We start from the raw sequence: 18,142 nt of genomic DNA on the forward strand, positions 1-18,142 counted from the left end.
TGAGTTATAATGAAAGATAATCTGGAGGGACGGACCTTTTGTATACAAAAGGTCCGTCCCACTCCCTGGATAAGTGATATAATGAGTGTCTGAAAAAATACACGTAAAGGCGTAGATGAAAATGAAATACATATGGAAGCAATATATGAAAGTACCATTTGTTTTGAAGATGTCTGTCGGCTTCCTTCTTGGAATCATGGCTGGCCTGGTCTTCAAAGCAGATGCTGAGATCCTTAAGCCATTCGGAACGGTGCTCATTCATCTTCTTAGTTTGATTGCGATTCCCGTTATATTCCTTACGGTGGTGCAGGCAGTGAATAAGATGAGTGTCACACAGCTTGGCAGGATGGGCTGGAAGCTGATTCTCTATTATACGGTCACGACGGCTGCGGCGGTTTTCATTGGTCTCGGATTGGCCTTTTGGTTCAATCCAGGGATGAATTTATCGTTGCCTGACGCTCAGGTGGAAGAACCGAAAACACCACACTTCTCGGATGTTTTACTTCAAATCATCCCGGATAATCTGTTTCAGGCTTTCGCAGGGGGGGACACGCTCGCTATCATGTTTCTTGCCGTGATTATGGGGATTGCGATTTCGTGGATGAAGTTTTCTTCAGAAAGTAAAATGAAGGAATACGGTAACCTTCTTGATAAGGTATTTGCTGCGTTCAATGAAATGTTCTACATCCTCTTAAAAGGGGTCCTTGCTTACGCGCCGATCGGTGTGTTTGCCATAAGCGCAGCCACTTTTGGCCAGCAGGGATGGGAAACGATGCAATCTCTTGCCAAATTCGTGGGTGTCTTTTATGTAGGTATCATCCTGCTTTGGGTAGTGGTTTATGCTGGTTTCTTAAAGTGGTCGGGTCAACCGGTGCTTCCCTTCTTTAAACTAACGAAAGAAGCTTATAGCACCGCCTTTTTCACCTCCAGCAGCATTGCGTCCTTGCCGGTTGCCATTCAATCAGCCAAGAAAGCAGGGGTCTCTGAGAAGACGGCGAATTTCGCCCTTCCCCTCGGTGCCATCTTTAATTCAGACGGTGGAGCCTTAAGGATGGGTGTATCCATCGTATTTGCGGCAAACGTGACAAACTTGCAGCTTTCGGTCACGGACCTACTGATGATTGTTCTGGTAGGAACCCTTCTTTCCATTGGAACCTCAGGAGTCCCTGCTGCCGGACTCGTCACTTTATCTGCCGTCTTAACGATGTTCGGTTTACCACTGGAGATTGTCGCACTCATTGCTGGTGTCGATGCCATCATTGGTATGGGGGGAACGGCTTCCAACGTGACCGGAGATATCGTCGGGGCTGCGGTTGTCGATCAATCCGAACAAAAGAAAGTGGAATCTATAACAATATAAAACTTACATGAATAGGGACGGACCTCGAGCTTCCAATGGAAAGCAAGAGGTCCGTCCCTATCTGCTTATGGAGAACTCCCGATTAACTTTACCAATTCCCTTACAATAGATCCCGCCACGCCATTTTCAGGATAAACGGAATAAAAAGGTCGGTGGATGACATAAGGATCAATCGGGACGAGCATCCCTTGAAGCACTTCTTCTTTTACTATCGAGCTTGAAAGGAATGCGATGCCAAGGCCCCTTACTGCGAGTTGCTTGATTAAGTAATGACTGCTTGCTTCAAGAATTTCTGCCGGTACGATTCGTTCGGATCTCAGGAAATCGTCGGCGTATTCCCTCGTTCCTGATCCGATTTCCCTGAGGATGAGGGGAGAAGAGTGAAGATACATACGGCTACTGGCGAAGAAACGCAGTTCGTCCCGGCTGATTACTTCCAATTGAAAGGGCTCGAGTCCCCGTGTTCCCTCCACAAGGGCAAGATCAAGATCATGGTGATTCAGTGCCTCCACGATGGTTTCGTGATTGTGGATCATCAACTGAAGGCGGACGTGTGGATAGAGGATCTTGATTTTTTTGACAAAGTCGGGAAGAAGTACGTCACTGACGGTGTGAGTGGCCCCGATCCTTAATAGGATTTCCTCAGTCTTTTGTGTGACCTGTTCCATCGTCCTCCACAGCTCCAATATCTTCTTTCCTTGTTCAAATACGTGAGTTCCAGCAGATGTTAACTGAAAAGCCTGATTGGTTGAGGAACGGTGGATGAGTTCGACACCTAATGATTGTTCCAATTTCTTGATGTGGACGCTGACGGTCGGTTGGGACAGGTTCAGGAATTCACTTGTTTTCGTAAAATGCTGAAGCTGTGCGAGAGTGATAAAAGTTCGAATCCAGTCCAATTGCATAGGGACCCTCCATTACAAAACGTAATTGTCTAGATTATTATTATTCATTTCTATTATAACCTGTAGAGAGGTATAATGTGAGGTGAAGGAAGTGAACACATGGAATTGTTTTTATTTATGATAGGTGGTGCAGTCATCGGCATCCTGTCCGGTTTCTTTGGTATAGGAGGCGGGATTATTCTCACGCCAACTTTACTTGTACTCGGCTATGAACCGAGCCAGGCAATCATTCTTTCCTTAATGCTGACATTGGGATCGACTGTGACGGGGACCATGTCACACATCCGGTTAAAAAATGTAAATGGGAAATTAGCGGTTCTCCTCGGGGTGTTCGGAGTGATGGGGTCAGTCATTACCGTGCCATTCGTAAAATGGCTCGATTCAATCAATGGAGCTTCTCCCATTATCTCCATAGTTTATATAGGTATTCTCAGCTGGTTTTCATATCAGTTTTTGAGTAAAAGAAACAAAGAATCGAAAGCGAAAGGAGCATCTGTTGCTCCATTAATCGGACTGTTCACTGGTGTCATCTCGTCTCTTATGGGAGTCAGCGGTGGATTTGTCATGACCCCGCTCCTATCCAAATGGCTGAAGCTTGATCTCACCAAAGCAATTGGAACCAGCATATCGGCAGCCTCTATCATCGTGTTATCAGGAATCGGCTCGTACCTGTATGCGGGGGAAGCACTCGATTATCGTCATGGAATCATGCTGATCATCGGGGCCTTGATCGGAACCCCGATCGGCTCCATCCAGCTGAAACGATTCTCAGGAGTGGTTGTTAAAAAAATGCTGGCTGTTTTGTATATGGTGGTTGCTGTCAGCATGATTTTCAAGATGTTATCCATATCCACTGTCTCACTGGGACTGATCTTGGCATCGGTGCTCGCATTCTTTGGAATGCTGATTTATTCACCGCAGCAATCAAAGAGAGCAGAGAATTATTGATATGATTGAAAACCGAAAGTTGGGTTGAGGAAGCGGTTAGGTACGTATGTAGGTCTGACGATAAGATGCATGTTGAAATAGAGAGGTCATTCGCATAGGGAGTGGTCTCTCTATTTTTTTTTGCTGGATTTTTTTAAAAAAAGGCCGGATTATCACCAAAAACAGCCGGATTTATCGAGATATTGGCTGGATTAATGCTCATTTCGGCTTGATTCTTTTCTCCATGTCAGAGAATTGGCAGAGAGACAGGGAACTAGTCACCAAAAAGAGGAAATCTGTTTTTGGAAACCCCCTATGTAAATCGCTTCATTTTCAAAAGTCTGGCAGGATTAAGTGAAAATGTTCTAGAAACTAGTCTAAATTAGGGGGGAGTCGAAAGGGGGTTGATGTCCGATATTCAGAGGATAGAGGTCTCTGTTTATTTTTCTGAAATTTCTTTCTTTTTGTCATTCTGTACGGATTACAAGATCTTTTATAGACAAAGTGTCTAATGATAAACAAGCTTATTCAAAATAAACTTAGTATAAGTCAATAAAATATGTAACCAAAGGGTGATTCTATGTCAATCAATCGAGAAAGATTAAAGCGTCATCTAGAGGAGTTAGCAGAAATCGGGAAGATCGGGGAGACAGGCGTTTGCCGCTTGGCCCATTCCAAGGAGGATCGCCAGGCGGTGGAAGTGGTGAAAGGCTGGATGGAAGAGGCGGGTTTAACGACAAAGATTGACGGCTTCGGGAATTTGATTGGAAGGATAGAAGGTTCCGACAAAGATAAGCCGATTCTTATGCTGGGCTCACATATTGATTCTCAACCATATGGAGGGAGGTTCGACGGGACAGCCGGTGCACTGGGAGCGGTCGAAGTGGTTCACACAATGAAGGACAATGGAATCGCCCCGGACAGGACCATTGAAGTGATTTGTTTTTCCGATGAAGAGGGCTGCCGGTTTAACAAAGGAGTATTTGGAGTCCGGGCTATAGCCGGCATGCTGGAGGAAGGTGAACTGAACCGTAAAGACAAGCAGGGTGTGACGAGAAGAGAGGCGTTGAAGGAATTCGGGGTCGAGTCGGATGTAACCGCAAGTCCTGTATACCAAAAAGGTGATATCGCAGCGTTTCTGGAGCTACATATTGAACAGGGGCCGGTCCTTGAGGAGAAGGGAAAACCAGTCGGAATTGTATCAGGCATCTCTGGTCCGATCTGGCTCACCGTTACACTCGAAGGGTTCGCTGGTCATGCGGGATCGGTGCCGATGACGATGAGGCAGGATGCCCTTGTCGGGGCCTCGGAGATCATCCGGAAATTCGATGAACTGGTTAAAAAAGAAGGTACCGAAACAACGGTCGGAACGGTTGGCAGCATGCAGGTATTCCCTAACTCAAGAAATATCATTGCCGAAAAGGTGGAGTTCACCGTAGACCTTCGTGATATAGACGTTGAAGCACGCACGAAACTCGAGGAAAAACTTTATCAAATCATCGAAAAGACTGCTTCCGGTTACAACCTTAAATACGAGATCAAAGAGGATACCCGGAGCGAGCCGAGATATTGTGCAGACTGGATCAAAGACATTATGAAAGAGGAAGATGAAAAGCTTGGGCTTGATTCACCGACCTTGATGAGCGGGCCTTTCCATGATGCCTTATTCATGTCCTATATCAGCGATTACGGGATGATCTTCGTCCGCTGTGAAAAAGGCATCAGCCACAATCCACTGGAGTTTGCCGAGATGGGTGATATTGAAAAAGGGGTGGAGCTCCTTTATGCAACTGCATTGAGGATTTGTCAAGGAGATGGAGACGGGCACCTTGCCCAAAAAGACGGCTCGGCTGCTGTTCATGAAAAGTAAGAGAATACTGGGACGAGGGACCTTTCCCTCTGTCCCATTTGGGAGGTGGTCGTTTGAGAGCGACAATGCTCTTCATAAACGGAGAAGTGGTTACTGTGAATTCTGAATTTTCCGTGAAAGAAGCGGCTGCCATTCAGGATAATAAAATACTCGCAGTCGGCACGAATGAAGAAATTTTACGATATGCAGGTGAAGGAACGAGGATTGTGAACTTGGAGGGAAGAAGCCTCCTGCCGGGCTTTATTGACGCCCATGCCCACCTCGAACTTTATGGAACCAATAAGCTCGGGGTGAACGGCAAGGAGGCAGGAAGTATAGAAGAACTCCTCGGCAAGTTGAAGGAGAAAGCACGATTGACTCCCGAAGGGGAATGGATACGGGGCTGGGGTTATAACCAAAACACCCTTAAAGAGGGAAGGCACGTAACACGGTGGGATCTTGATCAGGTTTCCACCGAACACCCGATTATTGTGGTTAGGACATGCGGGCATATATCCTGTGTGAATACGAAAGCCCTGGAGCTTGCGGGTATTTATCCTGAAACAGAAGACCCGAATGGAGGGAAATACGGCCGTGAAAACGGCGAATTAACCGGACTGCTGTTAGAAGCCGCCCATATGAAAATGTTTCTTTCAGCCAATTATTCTGAGGAGGAAGTGGAGCAGGGATTGGCCCTCGCTTCCCAGGATTATTTAGAAAAAGGAATTACGAGTGTCCATGATGCCGGGGGATATGGGCCAGAACATATTCGGTTCCTTCAAAAAGCAGTAAATGCAAAGAGAGTAAAGCAAAGGGTCTACGCACTTTACGGCTCGCTGCATGATTCGGTAGAAATGGTGGAGAAAGGCCTGGAAAGCGGAATCGGGACAGGCCTTGGGGATGAGTGGATGAAAATCGGGCCAGCCAAAGTGTTCATCGATGGAAGCAGTAGTGGTCCTACTGCTAAGACAAGGGAACCATACACGAGCAATCCGAATGATTCAGGCATTTTATATTTGAACCAGGAAGAAATAAATGAGTGCCTCGGAAAAGCGCATGAATCTGGATGGCAAATCACCGCTCATGCCATCGGGGACAAAGCGGTTGAAATGATGATTGGAGCCATCCGCCATGCTCTTGAACGACATCCCCGTGAAAGTCATCGTCACCGTATTGAACATTCCGGCATGACCCCGCCGGACCTCATTCAACAGATAAAAGAGTTGGAGATTGTTCCGATACCAAATCCAGCCTTTATCTATGAATTCGGCGACAGATACTTGAAAGATTATGGAGAACGGGTCGACGTCATGTTCCCCTTAAGGAGCTTTTCAGAAGCACAGATTCCTTTTGCCATCGGCTCTGACAGTCCCATCACCATCGTGGATCCGCTCCACGGGATTTACTCAGCTGTCACTCGCATGAGTAAATCAGGTGAAGTGATAGGTGCCCGGCAACGAATCACTATTGAGGAAGCAGTTAAGGCCTATACATGGAACGGTGCATATGCGAGCTTTGATGAGACCATTAAAGGCAGCATTGAAGCCGGGAAACTTGCCGATCTGGTTGTGTTGAATGAATCGATTTTACAATGTGAACCTGAAAGAATACGAGAGTTAAAAGTAGAGTTAACGATCCTTGATGGAAAAGTGGAATATGCAGCAAAAAAGGAGGGTGTCATATGAGTAAAAGCAAGTTTACGAAAATCTATTGCTTGTCTCTGATTCTACCGTTTCTTCTATTGATTTTCCCTTTGTTTTCAATTGGAAACAGGGCAACTCCGATCATCATGGGGATGCCGTTTTCGGTATTCTGGGTGATTTTATGGATTATCATTACCTTTTTAATCGTTCTTATACTCTATCAAATCGATCCAGACAAAGATGAAGAGGAGGTCCATTAATGGCAGATTGGCAGATTGCAATGATCATGATGATCGGCTACCTTGTGATTGCACTTGTAGTTGGTGTGATGGCAGGAAGAGGTCATGATAAACATTCATTAGATGAGTTTACCGTTGCTGGCGGAGGTCTCGGTCTGGTTGTAATGTGGTTCCTGATGGGAGGGGCTGTGTTCAGTGCCTTTTCATTTCTTGGCGCACCGGGGTGGGCTTATTCCATAGGAGCACCCGCACTTTATATTTTAACTTATACCGCTTTTGCGATCCTCCCATGGTACATCATCGGTCCGAAAATCGGGAAAATCGGCCGTAAATTCAATATTTACACGGTTTCCGGCTTTATGAAAAAACGGTACGGAGGAAAGACGCTGCCCATCTTAATCGGGGTGATTGCGTTACTCGCTTCGATTCAATACCTTGCCACGCAGATGAAAGGGATGGCCTACATCTTCAATATCATGACTGAAGGACGTATTCCTCTTTGGCTCGGAGCCCTGCTCGCGTATGGAATCGTAGTCATCTATGTTGCAACAGGTGGATTGAGGGCAGCGGCATGGTCTGACGTGTTCCAGGGAATCTTAATGATCGTCATCTCCTGGGTAGTCGGCCTTGCCATTGTAAATAATCTCCACGACAGCGTGGGTGGGATGTTTACCAACCTCGTTCAGGACAAACCTGCCTTTTTTGAAATAGGGAATGAAGGGTCTGCCATGTCAGGGACAGCGTATACGACCACGATTCTCGTCTCTCTCATAGGGTTCTTAATGTGGCCCCACCTATTTTCAAAGTCATATGCCTCCAATGCACGAACGATTAAGAAAACAGTATTGGTGTATCCGATCTTTGCCCTGTTCCTTATCCCGCTATTATTTGTTGGGTTTTCTGCAGTGAATGTAGTCAATCCAGCTGACATTGGGGCACCGGATGAAATTCTTCCTTACCTGATCACCACCGTCCTTAGCCTTCCCGGCTGGGTTTACGGACTTGTAGGTGCAGGAGCGTTAGCGGCTGCCATGTCTACGGCAGATGCCATCACCCATAGTGCCTCGCTGGAATTTACGGACGGGGTCATTAAGAATGTAAAACCGGACCTTTCTGATAAAACCACATTGCTTCTGATGAGAATCGGTGTGTTTGTGGTCGGGGGACTTGCTTACTTTATCACCGTATTCGGGGGGCAGGGACTCATCGCCTTATTGCTCGGAGCCTATGGTTCCATCGTTCAATTCGCACCCGGGGTATACGGAGCGCTCTATTCGAAAAGAGTAACCGGACCGGCTGTAATCACGGGACTCATCGTCGGAACATTCGTGAACTACTATTACCAGCTAGTCGCAGAGACAACACCTTTCGAAATCCATGCAGGTATTCTTGGATTGATCTGCAACATCGTCATCGTCATCGTGGTCAGTGCTTTCACCCAGCAAAAGAGTATCAGGATTGCTGAGGAGTATCGAAATATCGGATCCTAATGGAACATTCACCTTGTCCCATTAGGAAGCAAAAACAGGTCCGTCCCTGTTTTACTGCCTATACATAAAATTCTCCAGGTTTCACAAAATAAGCAGGTAGATTCTTTACCGATAAAGGGGTTGTTTCAGCTTGATGCTAGTGTGGGGTCTCATTCTTCTTTTAGTAGTGGCTCTTTCTATGATGCCAAAGAGGTTGACCGTCAGGGAAAATCTCATCATGTTTCCGTTCGTCGGATATTTTGCTGCGGTTGCACATGTTTTAGTAGGGTTATTGTTGGATTATGTAGATATTGGACCAACCAAAAGTGTGGAATTTTCCGATTTTGCACTCGTAGCATTTGCTCCCTCATTCATAGCGCTTTTATTCTTGAATTTTATGAAACAAGATAAACATTTGCTTTATGTAATAATCTGGACTATTTTCTCTTTCTTGATAGAAGTATTATTTAGTTTAAACGGTTACATGAAACACTTAGAGTGGAAAATCTGGTATTCCATCCCCGTTTATTTGGTGGCATTCTTTTTGCTGCATTGGTTTTTTCAACATGTAGTCCGAAATGGATCTCAGAGTTCATAGGTTAGCGGTGTATTGACATCAGATTAAAAGATAGGGATGTTCTGTTGATACGAGAACCCTCCCTATCTTTTTTTGGTTGAAATACAGAAAATGGATAGCGATTGTACACCATTTGTTCAACTTTTTCTTTCCATTTGTGCATGGACATAGTACATTACTTTTATAAGCATATGAATAAGTTATTTCGGGTATAGACCAATGAGATAGCAGGGGCGGAGTTTCTATCCTCTTGCCAGTCAGCATCATGGGTTATGGACTGATTACATTATCTTGTCTTATAGAAAGAAGGTCGAATATGCAGGTATCGGAAAAGTTCTATGAATTTATGAGCGAGCGTACATGGCAGCTCACGGAGAAGTGGTATGAGTCGTTGGATAAAAGTGATCCGTCAGGCGTGTATTCTTCAACGGATGCTAAGGTGATTCAAACGTTGAAGCGTCAAAATCACGAATTTCACGAACGCTTTTGTGTCCTTTTTAAGGATATAGGACAGGATGCACTATGTAATTTCGCCCAGTGGATCGAGGATATTGCCAAGGATGAAGAACACTTACAAACCCCTACTCACTATATACTGAGGGAGTTCTTCAGGACACAGGATCAGTACCTGGAGATTTTGCAGGAATTTAACCGCCAGCATGGCAGTGAGTTTCCACCGGAGAGAATCGAGTCATTCAGAGAATTGATTATTAAAACCTTTAGTCTTGTCATTTCCAAGTTTGCCGAAGAAAATTATGAATATGCCCAAAGACGCCTGAAGGCACAACAGGAAATGATCAGGGAGTTGAGTTCGCCGGTCATCTTAATTGATAAGAAGACAGGTGTGCTTCCTCTTGTCGGGGATATCGATACAGGCAGGGCGAGATATATACTCGAGAATACACTGGCCGAATGCGTGGATAAAAATGTTGAACACTTATTCATTGATTTATCCGGTGTTATCATGGTGGATACCATGGTCGCCCATCAATTATTCCAGATTATCGAAAGCCTGAACTTGATTGGTGTGAAGAGCACGATTTCCGGCATTCGTCCGGAAATTGCCCAAACAGCCATCCAACTTGGTGTATCATTTGAAAATATTTCTGTCACTTCGACTCTTGAACGGGCATTGAATGAGCAACGCTAGAAAGTTCATTTATCGAGCGGTTACTCAGTAATCGCTCGTTTCTTTTTATTCTATGGAAGCTAATTGTTTAACACCAATCTATATAGGGAATTACCCACATTATAGAGTGAGTTTGGTATGATATGCCCTTGGGAAATTCACGATAGAAGGAGGGGCAACATGCAATTCGTCAAAATAATCCGATTCGACCAAAATGGATTTACCTGTGGTTCACCTCAGTCCGACTCTATCTATAAAAGGAGAGAGCCGGTTTTTATTAATCGGGAAATCGACAATCTTTTTCATACAGGTCAATCGATTTACACCTCCGAAGTGATCCTTCCCCGAAACACGGATCGGCATTGGTCCGGATGTTACTGTTATTTAGAGGAATTCACACAGGTGGCTACTGAAACTCGTCATATAGGCTTCCTCCCTAGGGAAAGCGTGATATGGGTGAGAAATAAGAGCCATCTCGGAGGCGGAATTCCTTACATTCATCGCTTCGTTCATCCATTGGTGGAAGAAGGGACAGATGATGATAATATGATCAATGATACATGGGTGAAAATGAACGTAGAGGATGCACTGGAACGAACGCGGCTTTGGAAAAAAGAGTATGGTTCTCTCCCTGGGTGGATCACGGAATGCTACCTGATGGAGGGACAAGTGAAACGTCTGGTCTATCCTTCTACTAATGAAAAGGTCATGGAATTTTGGTTAAGTAAAAATTAAACATACTGAGAGTTATGAATGTCCCGTCTTTTTGTTATAATACATAGTATCCTACAATCTAATGAAGGTTGAAGTGTAACGTTTTTCGTTCACTTTCTATGTAAAAGGGGAATTCACTTGAAATTTGAAGAGATTAATCCAGAACTAGTGAAATTATGCCGGACGTCAGATCCATTTCATATGGCAGAAACGGTGATCGGAGACCCTTTAAGAGGATTGGATATCCTGTCGTTAAAGGGAATCGAGCGTAAAAAGGCCCTTCCAGGAGACGTGGTCAACCTGTTGATCATCTATTTCTTCTCAGAGGTCAAAGGCACGGTCTATCACAGGAACGCACTTTCTAAGTTATATAATCACTGGGTCTCTAATGAAGTGTTTACCTTCTCCAAGGCAAAAAAGATGATCGAGGTGGACATGCACGAGCAGCTTGGTGAAATCGATCGTTTATAGATATGCGAAAGGTCTGGATCTATGGGGATTCAGGCCTTTTTTTGATGTTTTATATCTGGATGATGTGAACGAGCTGATGATATCCTACAAACTTCAGAAGCAGAGAAGGCCAATGGACGAAAGAAATATCGGAAAGCGTGGGCACTTACACTCAGGCAGGATATCAGTAAAGAATAAACATAATCCAGATAGGCACACTAACAACTACATATCATTTTTAGTAAAGGTGACCTCCTCATGGACAATCATACAAGCGACAATACGGCAAGGCGTTACACGGCGCATGTCAGTATTCTTGGTACCACCCAGATCCACTTGCGGAATCCGTATATCATCGCATGGTGGAGTGCAGCTTTTCCCGGATTTGGCCATTTGCTATTATCGAAGTATTTACGTGGTTTTGTCCTCTTCATTTGGGAAGTCATTGTGAATCTGCAAGCGAATGTCAATCTGGCCATGATTTATTCGTTTCAAGGCGAAATCGAGATGGCGAAGGAGATTTTAGATACGAGATGGCTTTTGATTTATATTCCTGTTTATATTTTTGGGATATGGGACAGTTATAGGACCACGGTTGACATGAATAAGGTTTACATATTAGCCGACCGTGAAGCCCACCCTTTTAATTCATTCAGCATAGGAGCACTTGAAATCAATTATTTGGATAAACGAAATCCGGTTATGTCCGTATTGTGGTCCTTATTTATCCCTGGTCTCGGACAATTATATGTCCATAGGATTGTAACGGCATTTTTCGTAATTATTTGGACGGTTGTCTTTTTCTACTATTCACGCGGTCTGGAGGCCATTTCCCTTTTATTCTTAGGAGAAATACAGGAGGCTACAAGTGTCATCAATCCCGAATGGCTCTTATTTTTTCCTTCACTGTATGGTTTTTCCATTTTCGATTCCTATATGAATACGGTGGAGAATAATAAGTTGTTTGTAAAGGAACAGAGGGTGTTTCTTAAGAAAAATTATCAATCCCCCACTTTCCAACTTATGAAAAGTAAAAAAAGCGAAGTGATCGAATGAAGATATTCTCAACGTTTGAACATAATGCGTATTTAGAAATGGCCATTGCCATGATGGAGGAACAAGGGATAAAGAAAGAAGATATTTTTGCGATGCCGTTGGATAAGCGAACGGAAAAGCGAAAAGTATTTGATTCCATTCATCGGTCGGATGGAACGTCTCTCATTGATATCGGCATGGCTCTTGCAACGGCCTTCTCTGTTATTGGGGCGAGTATCGGTTTTGATCTGGCGTGGGGTCCCATTTACTGGGGGCTGATCGGTGCAGCGGCGGGGTTTATGATAGGATTCATGATTCGGATACTGACAGAAGTGGTGTTGAAACCGAGAAGGAGATCGGTAAAAGGAAAGTCCTCTGAAGTGATCTTGATTATCGCATGCGAAGAAAATCAGGGTGAAATGGTAGAAGGTATTCTTTGGGAACATTATGCCCTGGGAGTAGGGAAGTATAGAGAATAGCAGGGGCAGCATACCGACTGAAAAGGGACAGTCTATCACCGGAATGCACTTCCTAAACTGCATAACCACTGGTGTCTCAGTAAAAGAGACGATGGAGCTGGATATACATGAACAGCTTGGTGAAATCGATCGGATATAACCGACTAAAGTTGAAAGGTCTGGATGTCAATTCCTGTATGGGAGAAGGTTCAGACCTTTTTCTACGCACTCACATAGAATCCCCAAAACACCCTAAATATGGTAAAATAAAATCATATATTATATTTTTGGAATATTTCGGTTTCGGAGGAGGGGAATACATAGATGAACACATCGCAAACAGCTCCCTTGTTGATCAGCAGGGTGAGGGAAAAGGACTTGGAAATGGTCATGGAGTGGTTTCTGCAGCGCAAACAGTCGTTCTATGCGCTGGGTCGGATTTATGTAAGTAAGCAAGAAGACATAGAAGACATATTTTATCGTTCGATTATAAGCATACATAATGAATTGCACCGTTTTAAAAAAGATACCTCATTTGACACGTGGGCTATATCTCATTTTATACATAATGGTCGGGATCTCACTAAAGATAAGAGTTTCCGGGATTCAGAGAGTCAGAAGTCTGATCAAACGCTCTTTCATGCCTTCCATCAATTAGAGGATCAGGAGAAAGAGGCGACTGCTTTATCGTATTTCAAAGAATGCTCTTTTGCAGAAGTAGGACGGATTCTTGAGATATCAGGTGAGAAGGTTAATTCCTGTGTATTTTCAGGCATAAGGAAGCTTAGGGAAGAGTTGGGGTACGGTTCTTTCGAGGGCTGTCCAGAATATCATAAGAATTATCTTGATTACCTGGGAAGAACGATGGACCGGCCTGAAAAGGTAGAGTTTGAGATGCATATTTACCATTGTCAGGGCTGTCAGGAGGATTTGGCTTCTTTTCAGGAAGTGGTGCTGACCTTGGCAGGAATGACAGATGCCGTGGAGGTCCCTGCTGGATTGATAGAGAGGATCAAGAGTAAGGTAGAGGAAAGAGAAGCGCGCAGGCAGAGGAAGAAAAAGAAACGGAAATCTATCTGGCTTTCCATCGCAGGTGTTTTCGCGATGGTCGTATCGATCGGATTCGTGACAGGTGGATTCTCCAGTCTCTACTATGCATGGACGGAAGAAGATGAACAATTGCGTGCCATCCTCCAGCATGATCTGGGGGAACGGCTGAATCTCGAAGCAGAAAGCAATGGGGTGAAAATCACCATTAAGAGTGTTGTCGCCGATGATGTACAGACACTTGTCTTTTATGAAATAGAGGATACCGAGAAAGACAATCGCTATATGATGAATGCTCATGAAGGCGTCCACATCGAGAATGAATATGACGTCATGAGGAGCGATCTGCAACATATGTACTATTCTCCTCCCATCGATCAGGACGAAATACAAAATGAAGAGAAAAATGTGTATAGGGGCACCATGAGTCTCCTGCCGGTTTCGGTGGATGAGGGAACCATTAAATTGAATGTGGCAAGGCTCATGCAAATAGTTCAGGACCCCAAAAAGGACGGGGGTTACCGTGGGGAGGTGACATTTGCCGAAGGGGATTGGAGCTTTGACATTCCGTTTACAAAGCAGTCATCCCGGGTTCATAAGCTGGATAAGGAAATCGACATTGACGGGATACAGGTCCGCCTGGATAAGCTGACGGTTGCGCCGACCACAACACTCCTGCAGTACAGCTTTCAGAATCAGGGTGGAGACAAACGGATTGACGTCATTACCTTTGATGCTCTAGAAACGGATAAGAAGAAGGTGGAAGCAGACCTTTTTGGAAGTAATATGTATGTGGAATCCTTCTATCAGGAAGGATGGACTGCGTATACATCCAGCTTCAATACCTTGTATTTTGAAAATCCTAAAGAGGTGACCATACAATTTGATTCCATCCATTTATCCGTAGACGACCGGAAAACGATCGAACTCGATGCCGCCAAGGATATGCCCCAGACCTTTGAGTATCTCGGAAACACCATTTCCATTGATGAAATCAAGGTAGGAAATCCGGCGAAGGTGATTTTGTCGCATGATGTATCTAAGGATCGTGCATATGAAAGAGTGATCTATGGGTTTTCCAGCGACCATTTGAGGAATGAAAACATCTCGATGGGAATAAGTGATACAGATGGCGTATTGATGGACAAAACCGGCAAGATACATAAAATTGATGCATATGAGTATGATCAAATAGATCAGCCCCGCTACTTCGAAACGGTCCAAACGATTGATTTTTATAACGACTCTTCGAGGGAAAATGTAACTCCAACGAAGCTTGAAATCGAGGGCTACAGCACAACGAAATATGTGGATGACCGGGTGAATGTGAAGTTGGATTAGGAATATAGAAGTGTTCGTCCAAAAAGGGGAGAATGTTGGCTATATGGTATTTGAGCCGAGTTTTGGTTGGAATTAATTCTGCGCATGATGAAGGAGCAAGGCCCATGTGCTGCAAGAAGTGAGCGGACTGGATGAGGATAGTGAGATTGTAAAGGAAGTTTTGGTGCAGTATGAAGGATTGAAGAAATAAATTTGAGGGGCTGTCGAATTTGATTCGGCAGTCTTTTTTTATGAGTTTGACGCACAAACCCCATCCGTGTCTTTTCTGTGACGCTCCCGCATCCACGCCAATCCTACCATCACTCACAATCCCATCAGATCCCTTATTTTTCATCAAAAAAAAGATAGATTTCCCCTCATCCCGGGTGTAAAATATATTAAAATACACGCGCAGGAGGAAACAGCCGAATAAAATCCACAGTTATGCCTATTGTTGCGATCGTCTTTCCAGATTGGAAGAATACAAGAATGCTTCTACTAACATAAAAATTCAGAATGTTAAAAATACGATAAGAGGTTGATTAAAGTTGACAATGGATACTACTGAAATAGCTGTAAAGGAACAAACGATTTTTCACCATACAGGAAATAAGATCAAGACGGAAGACCGGGATATTCAGATTATCGCGAAAGTGGAGGAGCCGCTGATCGTCGTTCTTGGCAATGTGTTGAGTCATGAAGAATGTGATGAACTCATCCAGTTGTCAAAGGAGCGGGTGCAGCGTTCGAAGATAGGAAATACCCGTACCGTCGATGAACTTCGAACGAGCAGCAGCGTTTTCCTTCAAGAAGGCGAACATGACGTTGTGACAAGAGTGGAAAAGAGAATCTCACAAATTATGAATATACCTGTCGAGCACGGCGAAGGTCTTCAAATCCTTAACTATAAACCGGGTCAGGAATACAAGGCCCACTTTGATTTCTTCTCGGCCTCATCGCGGCCGGTGAAGAATCCGAGAATCAGCACCCTTGTCATGTACTTGAATGACGTAGAGGAAGGCGGGGAAACGTACTTCCCGAAATTGAATTTCTCTGTCTCTCCGCAAAAGGGGATGGCGGTCTACTTCGAATATTTCTATGATAACCAGGAGCTGAACGATTTGACGTTGCATGGCGGAGCACCGGTTGTCATCGGAGATAAATGGGCTGCGACCCAGTGGATGAGAAGAAAGGTCTTTAAATAGCACTAAAAGGAGGCGCATCCAGGATGCCCCTCCTTTTTTTAGCTGACCGATTTAACGGCTTTAACCATTCCGGTATTCATTTTTTTCACGTTTATGGTGTGGATGATCATTCCAGCGATGATCAGAAGGATACCGGTCAGGGCGAATCCTGATGGAAATGGAACGGACAGGATCGCCGCTTCTCCTATGATGACAAACAGGATTTGTGTCGATTGGGTCGCTTCCACTGCGGCAAGCTTCCCGGGATTGTGCCTCGCCTGATTCGTCGCGATGAAGAACAGGGACGTCGCAATCACACCTGAACATATGGCGACGATAAAGGATTGTGTCACTTGCGGCGTGCTGGGTGCCCCAACCTCGAAGAACGCATAGCATCCTATGATCAGCCAGAAAGGAGTGCTTGCGATCGTCATCCCGAGCACACGTTGGAAGGTATCAAGCTTTCCGCCGCACACCTCCATCATCTTCCGATTTCCAAGTGGATAAGCAAAGGCTGCGATGATCACAGGTAAGATCCCAACGGCCATTTCAGAAAAGGACAATCCACTGGCATTTTCCTGTTGAATGAAGAGAACCCCAACTAAAATGATGGAGGATATGGCCAAAGCTCGTTTTTGAATGGAGTGCCTGCGTCTGACCGGTCCTGAAGTATAAAACAAAGGAGCGAGTAAGATGCCTGCGACGATGGTAAACTGCCACGTGCCCGCTACAAGCCAGCCCGGCCCATATGCTGCCGCATAGGTAATAGGACCATAAAAGAGGACAAACCCGACAAAGCTCCACGTTAGCCATTCGAATGGTTTCTTCTTCATTTCAATCCAGACTTGATTTATATTCTTCCTTAAACCTACAATAAGAAAAAGGAAAGGGAGCATGAACAAAAAGCGCAGTGATGAACTCCACATCCAGCTTCCACCAGCGAGCTCCATGGACCGGTTCAGAATAAAGGTGACGGCAAAGAACATAGATGAAATGACACCGAGAGCAAGCTCTTTGATGATGAACACTCCTTTCCAATGAATATACTATAGTTTATTTTATATATATTATAATATACTTGCATACATTGTCTATAGAAAGAGGTAGGATTATGAGTAATGACGGTTTGACTTGGCAGGACCCGGAAAAATTGGCTCGGCACGTCGGGATGACACTGAGACATATACGACATGAGCGTGGTCTCAACCTCCAGGAACTTGCGGCTATGACCGATGTCAGTACATTGACTTTGGGCAAGATTGAAAGGGGAGAGGCGAATCCATCTTTGACGATCATATGGAAAATCGCGAACGGACTCGCGATCCCCATCTCAACCCTTCTCGTGGAAAAACAAGAAGTCCAGATCTCCCGGAAAAATGAAGGGAGCAAAGTGATCAGTGCCAATGAGTCCTTGACCCTGGAACCGATGTTTACTTCCTCTGGCTACAGCTCATTGGAAACCCACAGGGCCTTCCTTAAACCGGACAGTGAGTACCGTGCGGACGCCCACCAGCCCGGGGTGATTGAATTTGTCACCGTTATGGAAGGAAAAGTACGTGTGAAGGTGCAGGATGACGTATTCGAGCTCGGTCAACATGACTCGATCAAATTCCATGCGGATAAAGGCCATAGTTACATTAATATGGAATCAATAGAAGCGGTCCTCCACTTTGTGATGATTTATACGGGGCGGGCAGATTGAAGCTTATCGAGAGGGATAAGCTTCTTTTTTAAGTGGAAAACCTTACGATGGAAGATATAAAAAAGGTTTTTTCAATCTTTCTTTGGCTTTGGATCCTTTTCATTCAATCTTGGGGATTAAGTCCATATAATTGT

General features: G+C 44.6%; 17 protein-coding genes. 15 read left to right on the top strand and 2 right to left on the bottom strand.

The features are described 5' to 3' along the window. Window positions 1–145: 145 nt before the first annotated feature. On the top strand, window positions 146–1,360 hold the full coding sequence (locus tag ACIFOD_RS13305) for a dicarboxylate/amino acid:cation symporter (RefSeq protein WP_430315062.1): 1,215 nt from the start codon (window positions 146–148) through the stop codon (window positions 1,358–1,360). Between the two features lie 65 nt (window positions 1,361–1,425). Here the strand turns inward: ACIFOD_RS13305 and ACIFOD_RS13310 are convergent, their stop codons facing one another. After that, complete coding sequence (locus ACIFOD_RS13310) at window positions 1,426–2,265, bottom strand: LysR family transcriptional regulator (RefSeq protein WP_430315063.1); 840 nt, start codon at window positions 2,263–2,265, stop codon at window positions 1,426–1,428. Window positions 2,266–2,364: 99 nt separating this feature from the next. On the opposite strand from ACIFOD_RS13310, the gene ACIFOD_RS13315 reads away from it, so the two are divergent. The 13 genes from ACIFOD_RS13315 to ACIFOD_RS13375 all read left to right on the top strand — a co-directional run bounded on the left by ACIFOD_RS13315 (window position 2,365) and on the right by ACIFOD_RS13375 (window position 16,327). Then, on the top strand, window positions 2,365–3,213 hold the full coding sequence (locus ACIFOD_RS13315; protein WP_430315064.1) for a sulfite exporter TauE/SafE family protein: 849 nt from the start codon (window positions 2,365–2,367) through the stop codon (window positions 3,211–3,213). Window positions 3,214–3,772: 559 nt separating this feature from the next. Beyond that, window positions 3,773–5,062, top strand: coding sequence for a M20 family metallo-hydrolase (locus ACIFOD_RS13320; protein WP_430315065.1), 1,290 nt, complete (start codon window positions 3,773–3,775; stop codon window positions 5,060–5,062). 53 nt (window positions 5,063–5,115) lie between these two features. Then, a complete protein-coding gene (locus ACIFOD_RS13325; protein ID WP_430315066.1) occupies window positions 5,116–6,726 on the top strand; it encodes an amidohydrolase in 1,611 nt (536 codons plus the stop codon). After that, on the top strand, window positions 6,723–6,944 hold the full coding sequence (locus ACIFOD_RS13330; protein WP_430315067.1) for a DUF3311 domain-containing protein: 222 nt from the start codon (window positions 6,723–6,725) through the stop codon (window positions 6,942–6,944). Before ACIFOD_RS13325 ends, ACIFOD_RS13330 begins: the two co-directional genes overlap by 4 nt. Further along, entirely contained in the window at window positions 6,944–8,413 is a 1,470-nt protein-coding gene (locus ACIFOD_RS13335) for a sodium:solute symporter family protein (RefSeq protein WP_430315068.1), read from the top strand. Before ACIFOD_RS13330 ends, ACIFOD_RS13335 begins: the two co-directional genes overlap by 1 nt. A gap of 130 nt (window positions 8,414–8,543) precedes the next feature. Next, entirely contained in the window at window positions 8,544–8,990 is a 447-nt protein-coding gene (locus tag ACIFOD_RS13340) for a hypothetical protein (RefSeq protein ID WP_430315069.1), read from the top strand. A 229-nt stretch (window positions 8,991–9,219) separates the two neighbouring features. Next, entirely contained in the window at window positions 9,220–10,119 is a 900-nt protein-coding gene (locus tag ACIFOD_RS13345; protein ID WP_430315070.1) for an STAS domain-containing protein, read from the top strand. A 159-nt stretch (window positions 10,120–10,278) separates the two neighbouring features. Beyond that, window positions 10,279–10,833: a hypothetical protein gene (locus tag ACIFOD_RS13350; protein WP_430315071.1), complete on the top strand. Its 555-nt coding sequence runs from the start codon at window positions 10,279–10,281 to the stop codon at window positions 10,831–10,833. A 117-nt stretch (window positions 10,834–10,950) separates the two neighbouring features. Continuing rightward, the gene (locus ACIFOD_RS13355; RefSeq protein WP_430315072.1) at window positions 10,951–11,283 is read left to right on the top strand and encodes a hypothetical protein; all 333 of its coding nucleotides are present in this window, start codon (window positions 10,951–10,953) and stop codon (window positions 11,281–11,283) included. 237 nt (window positions 11,284–11,520) lie between these two features. Then, a complete protein-coding gene (locus tag ACIFOD_RS13360; RefSeq protein WP_397552413.1) occupies window positions 11,521–12,318 on the top strand; it encodes a hypothetical protein in 798 nt (265 codons plus the stop codon). Further along, window positions 12,315–12,776, top strand: a complete 462-nt coding sequence (locus tag ACIFOD_RS13365; protein ID WP_430315073.1) for a hypothetical protein — start codon at window positions 12,315–12,317, stop codon at window positions 12,774–12,776. The genes ACIFOD_RS13360 and ACIFOD_RS13365 overlap by 4 nt, the downstream gene beginning before the upstream one ends. Before the next feature lie 303 nt (window positions 12,777–13,079). Then, entirely contained in the window at window positions 13,080–15,143 is a 2,064-nt protein-coding gene (locus ACIFOD_RS13370) for a DUF4179 domain-containing protein (protein ID WP_430315074.1), read from the top strand. A 533-nt stretch (window positions 15,144–15,676) separates the two neighbouring features. After that, window positions 15,677–16,327, top strand: coding sequence for a 2OG-Fe(II) oxygenase (locus ACIFOD_RS13375; RefSeq protein ID WP_430315075.1), 651 nt, complete (start codon window positions 15,677–15,679; stop codon window positions 16,325–16,327). A 38-nt stretch (window positions 16,328–16,365) separates the two neighbouring features. Here ACIFOD_RS13375 and ACIFOD_RS13380 read toward each other — a convergent pair whose 3' ends face one another. Beyond that, window positions 16,366–17,325: a DMT family transporter gene (locus ACIFOD_RS13380; RefSeq protein ID WP_430315085.1), complete on the bottom strand. Its 960-nt coding sequence runs from the start codon at window positions 17,323–17,325 to the stop codon at window positions 16,366–16,368. A gap of 92 nt (window positions 17,326–17,417) precedes the next feature. On the opposite strand from ACIFOD_RS13380, the gene ACIFOD_RS13385 reads away from it, so the two are divergent. Next, a complete protein-coding gene (locus ACIFOD_RS13385; RefSeq protein WP_430315076.1) occupies window positions 17,418–18,008 on the top strand; it encodes a helix-turn-helix domain-containing protein in 591 nt (196 codons plus the stop codon). Window positions 18,009–18,142: the final 134 nt, after the last annotated feature.

The sequence above is a fragment of the Rossellomorea sp. NRS-1567 genome, assembly GCF_050467885.1.
In the GTDB taxonomy this organism is placed as follows: Bacteria; Bacillota; Bacilli; order Bacillales; family Bacillaceae_B; genus Rossellomorea; species Rossellomorea aquimaris_C.

Excerpts from the sequence above, each read along its gene's own strand:
- ACIFOD_RS13335 (WP_430315068.1), top strand. The coding sequence starts at position 6,944 with ATGGCAGATTGGCAGATTGCAATGATCATGATGATCGGCTACCTTGTG.
- ACIFOD_RS13315 (WP_430315064.1), top strand. The coding sequence starts at position 2,365 with ATGGAATTGTTTTTATTTATGATAGGTGGTGCAGTCATCGGCATCCTG.
- ACIFOD_RS13320 (WP_430315065.1), top strand. The coding sequence starts at position 3,773 with ATGTCAATCAATCGAGAAAGATTAAAGCGTCATCTAGAGGAGTTAGCA.
- ACIFOD_RS13305 (WP_430315062.1), top strand. The coding sequence starts at position 146 with ATGAAAGTACCATTTGTTTTGAAGATGTCTGTCGGCTTCCTTCTTGGA.
- ACIFOD_RS13310 (WP_430315063.1), bottom strand. The coding sequence starts at position 2,265 with ATGCAATTGGACTGGATTCGAACTTTTATCACTCTCGCACAGCTTCAG.
- ACIFOD_RS13365 (WP_430315073.1), top strand. The coding sequence starts at position 12,315 with ATGAAGATATTCTCAACGTTTGAACATAATGCGTATTTAGAAATGGCC.
- ACIFOD_RS13360 (WP_397552413.1), top strand. The coding sequence starts at position 11,521 with ATGGACAATCATACAAGCGACAATACGGCAAGGCGTTACACGGCGCAT.
- ACIFOD_RS13375 (WP_430315075.1), top strand. The coding sequence starts at position 15,677 with ATGGATACTACTGAAATAGCTGTAAAGGAACAAACGATTTTTCACCAT.
- ACIFOD_RS13350 (WP_430315071.1), top strand. The coding sequence starts at position 10,279 with ATGCAATTCGTCAAAATAATCCGATTCGACCAAAATGGATTTACCTGT.
- ACIFOD_RS13330 (WP_430315067.1), top strand. The coding sequence starts at position 6,723 with ATGAGTAAAAGCAAGTTTACGAAAATCTATTGCTTGTCTCTGATTCTA.
- ACIFOD_RS13385 (WP_430315076.1), top strand. The coding sequence starts at position 17,418 with ATGAGTAATGACGGTTTGACTTGGCAGGACCCGGAAAAATTGGCTCGG.
- ACIFOD_RS13370 (WP_430315074.1), top strand. The coding sequence starts at position 13,080 with ATGAACACATCGCAAACAGCTCCCTTGTTGATCAGCAGGGTGAGGGAA.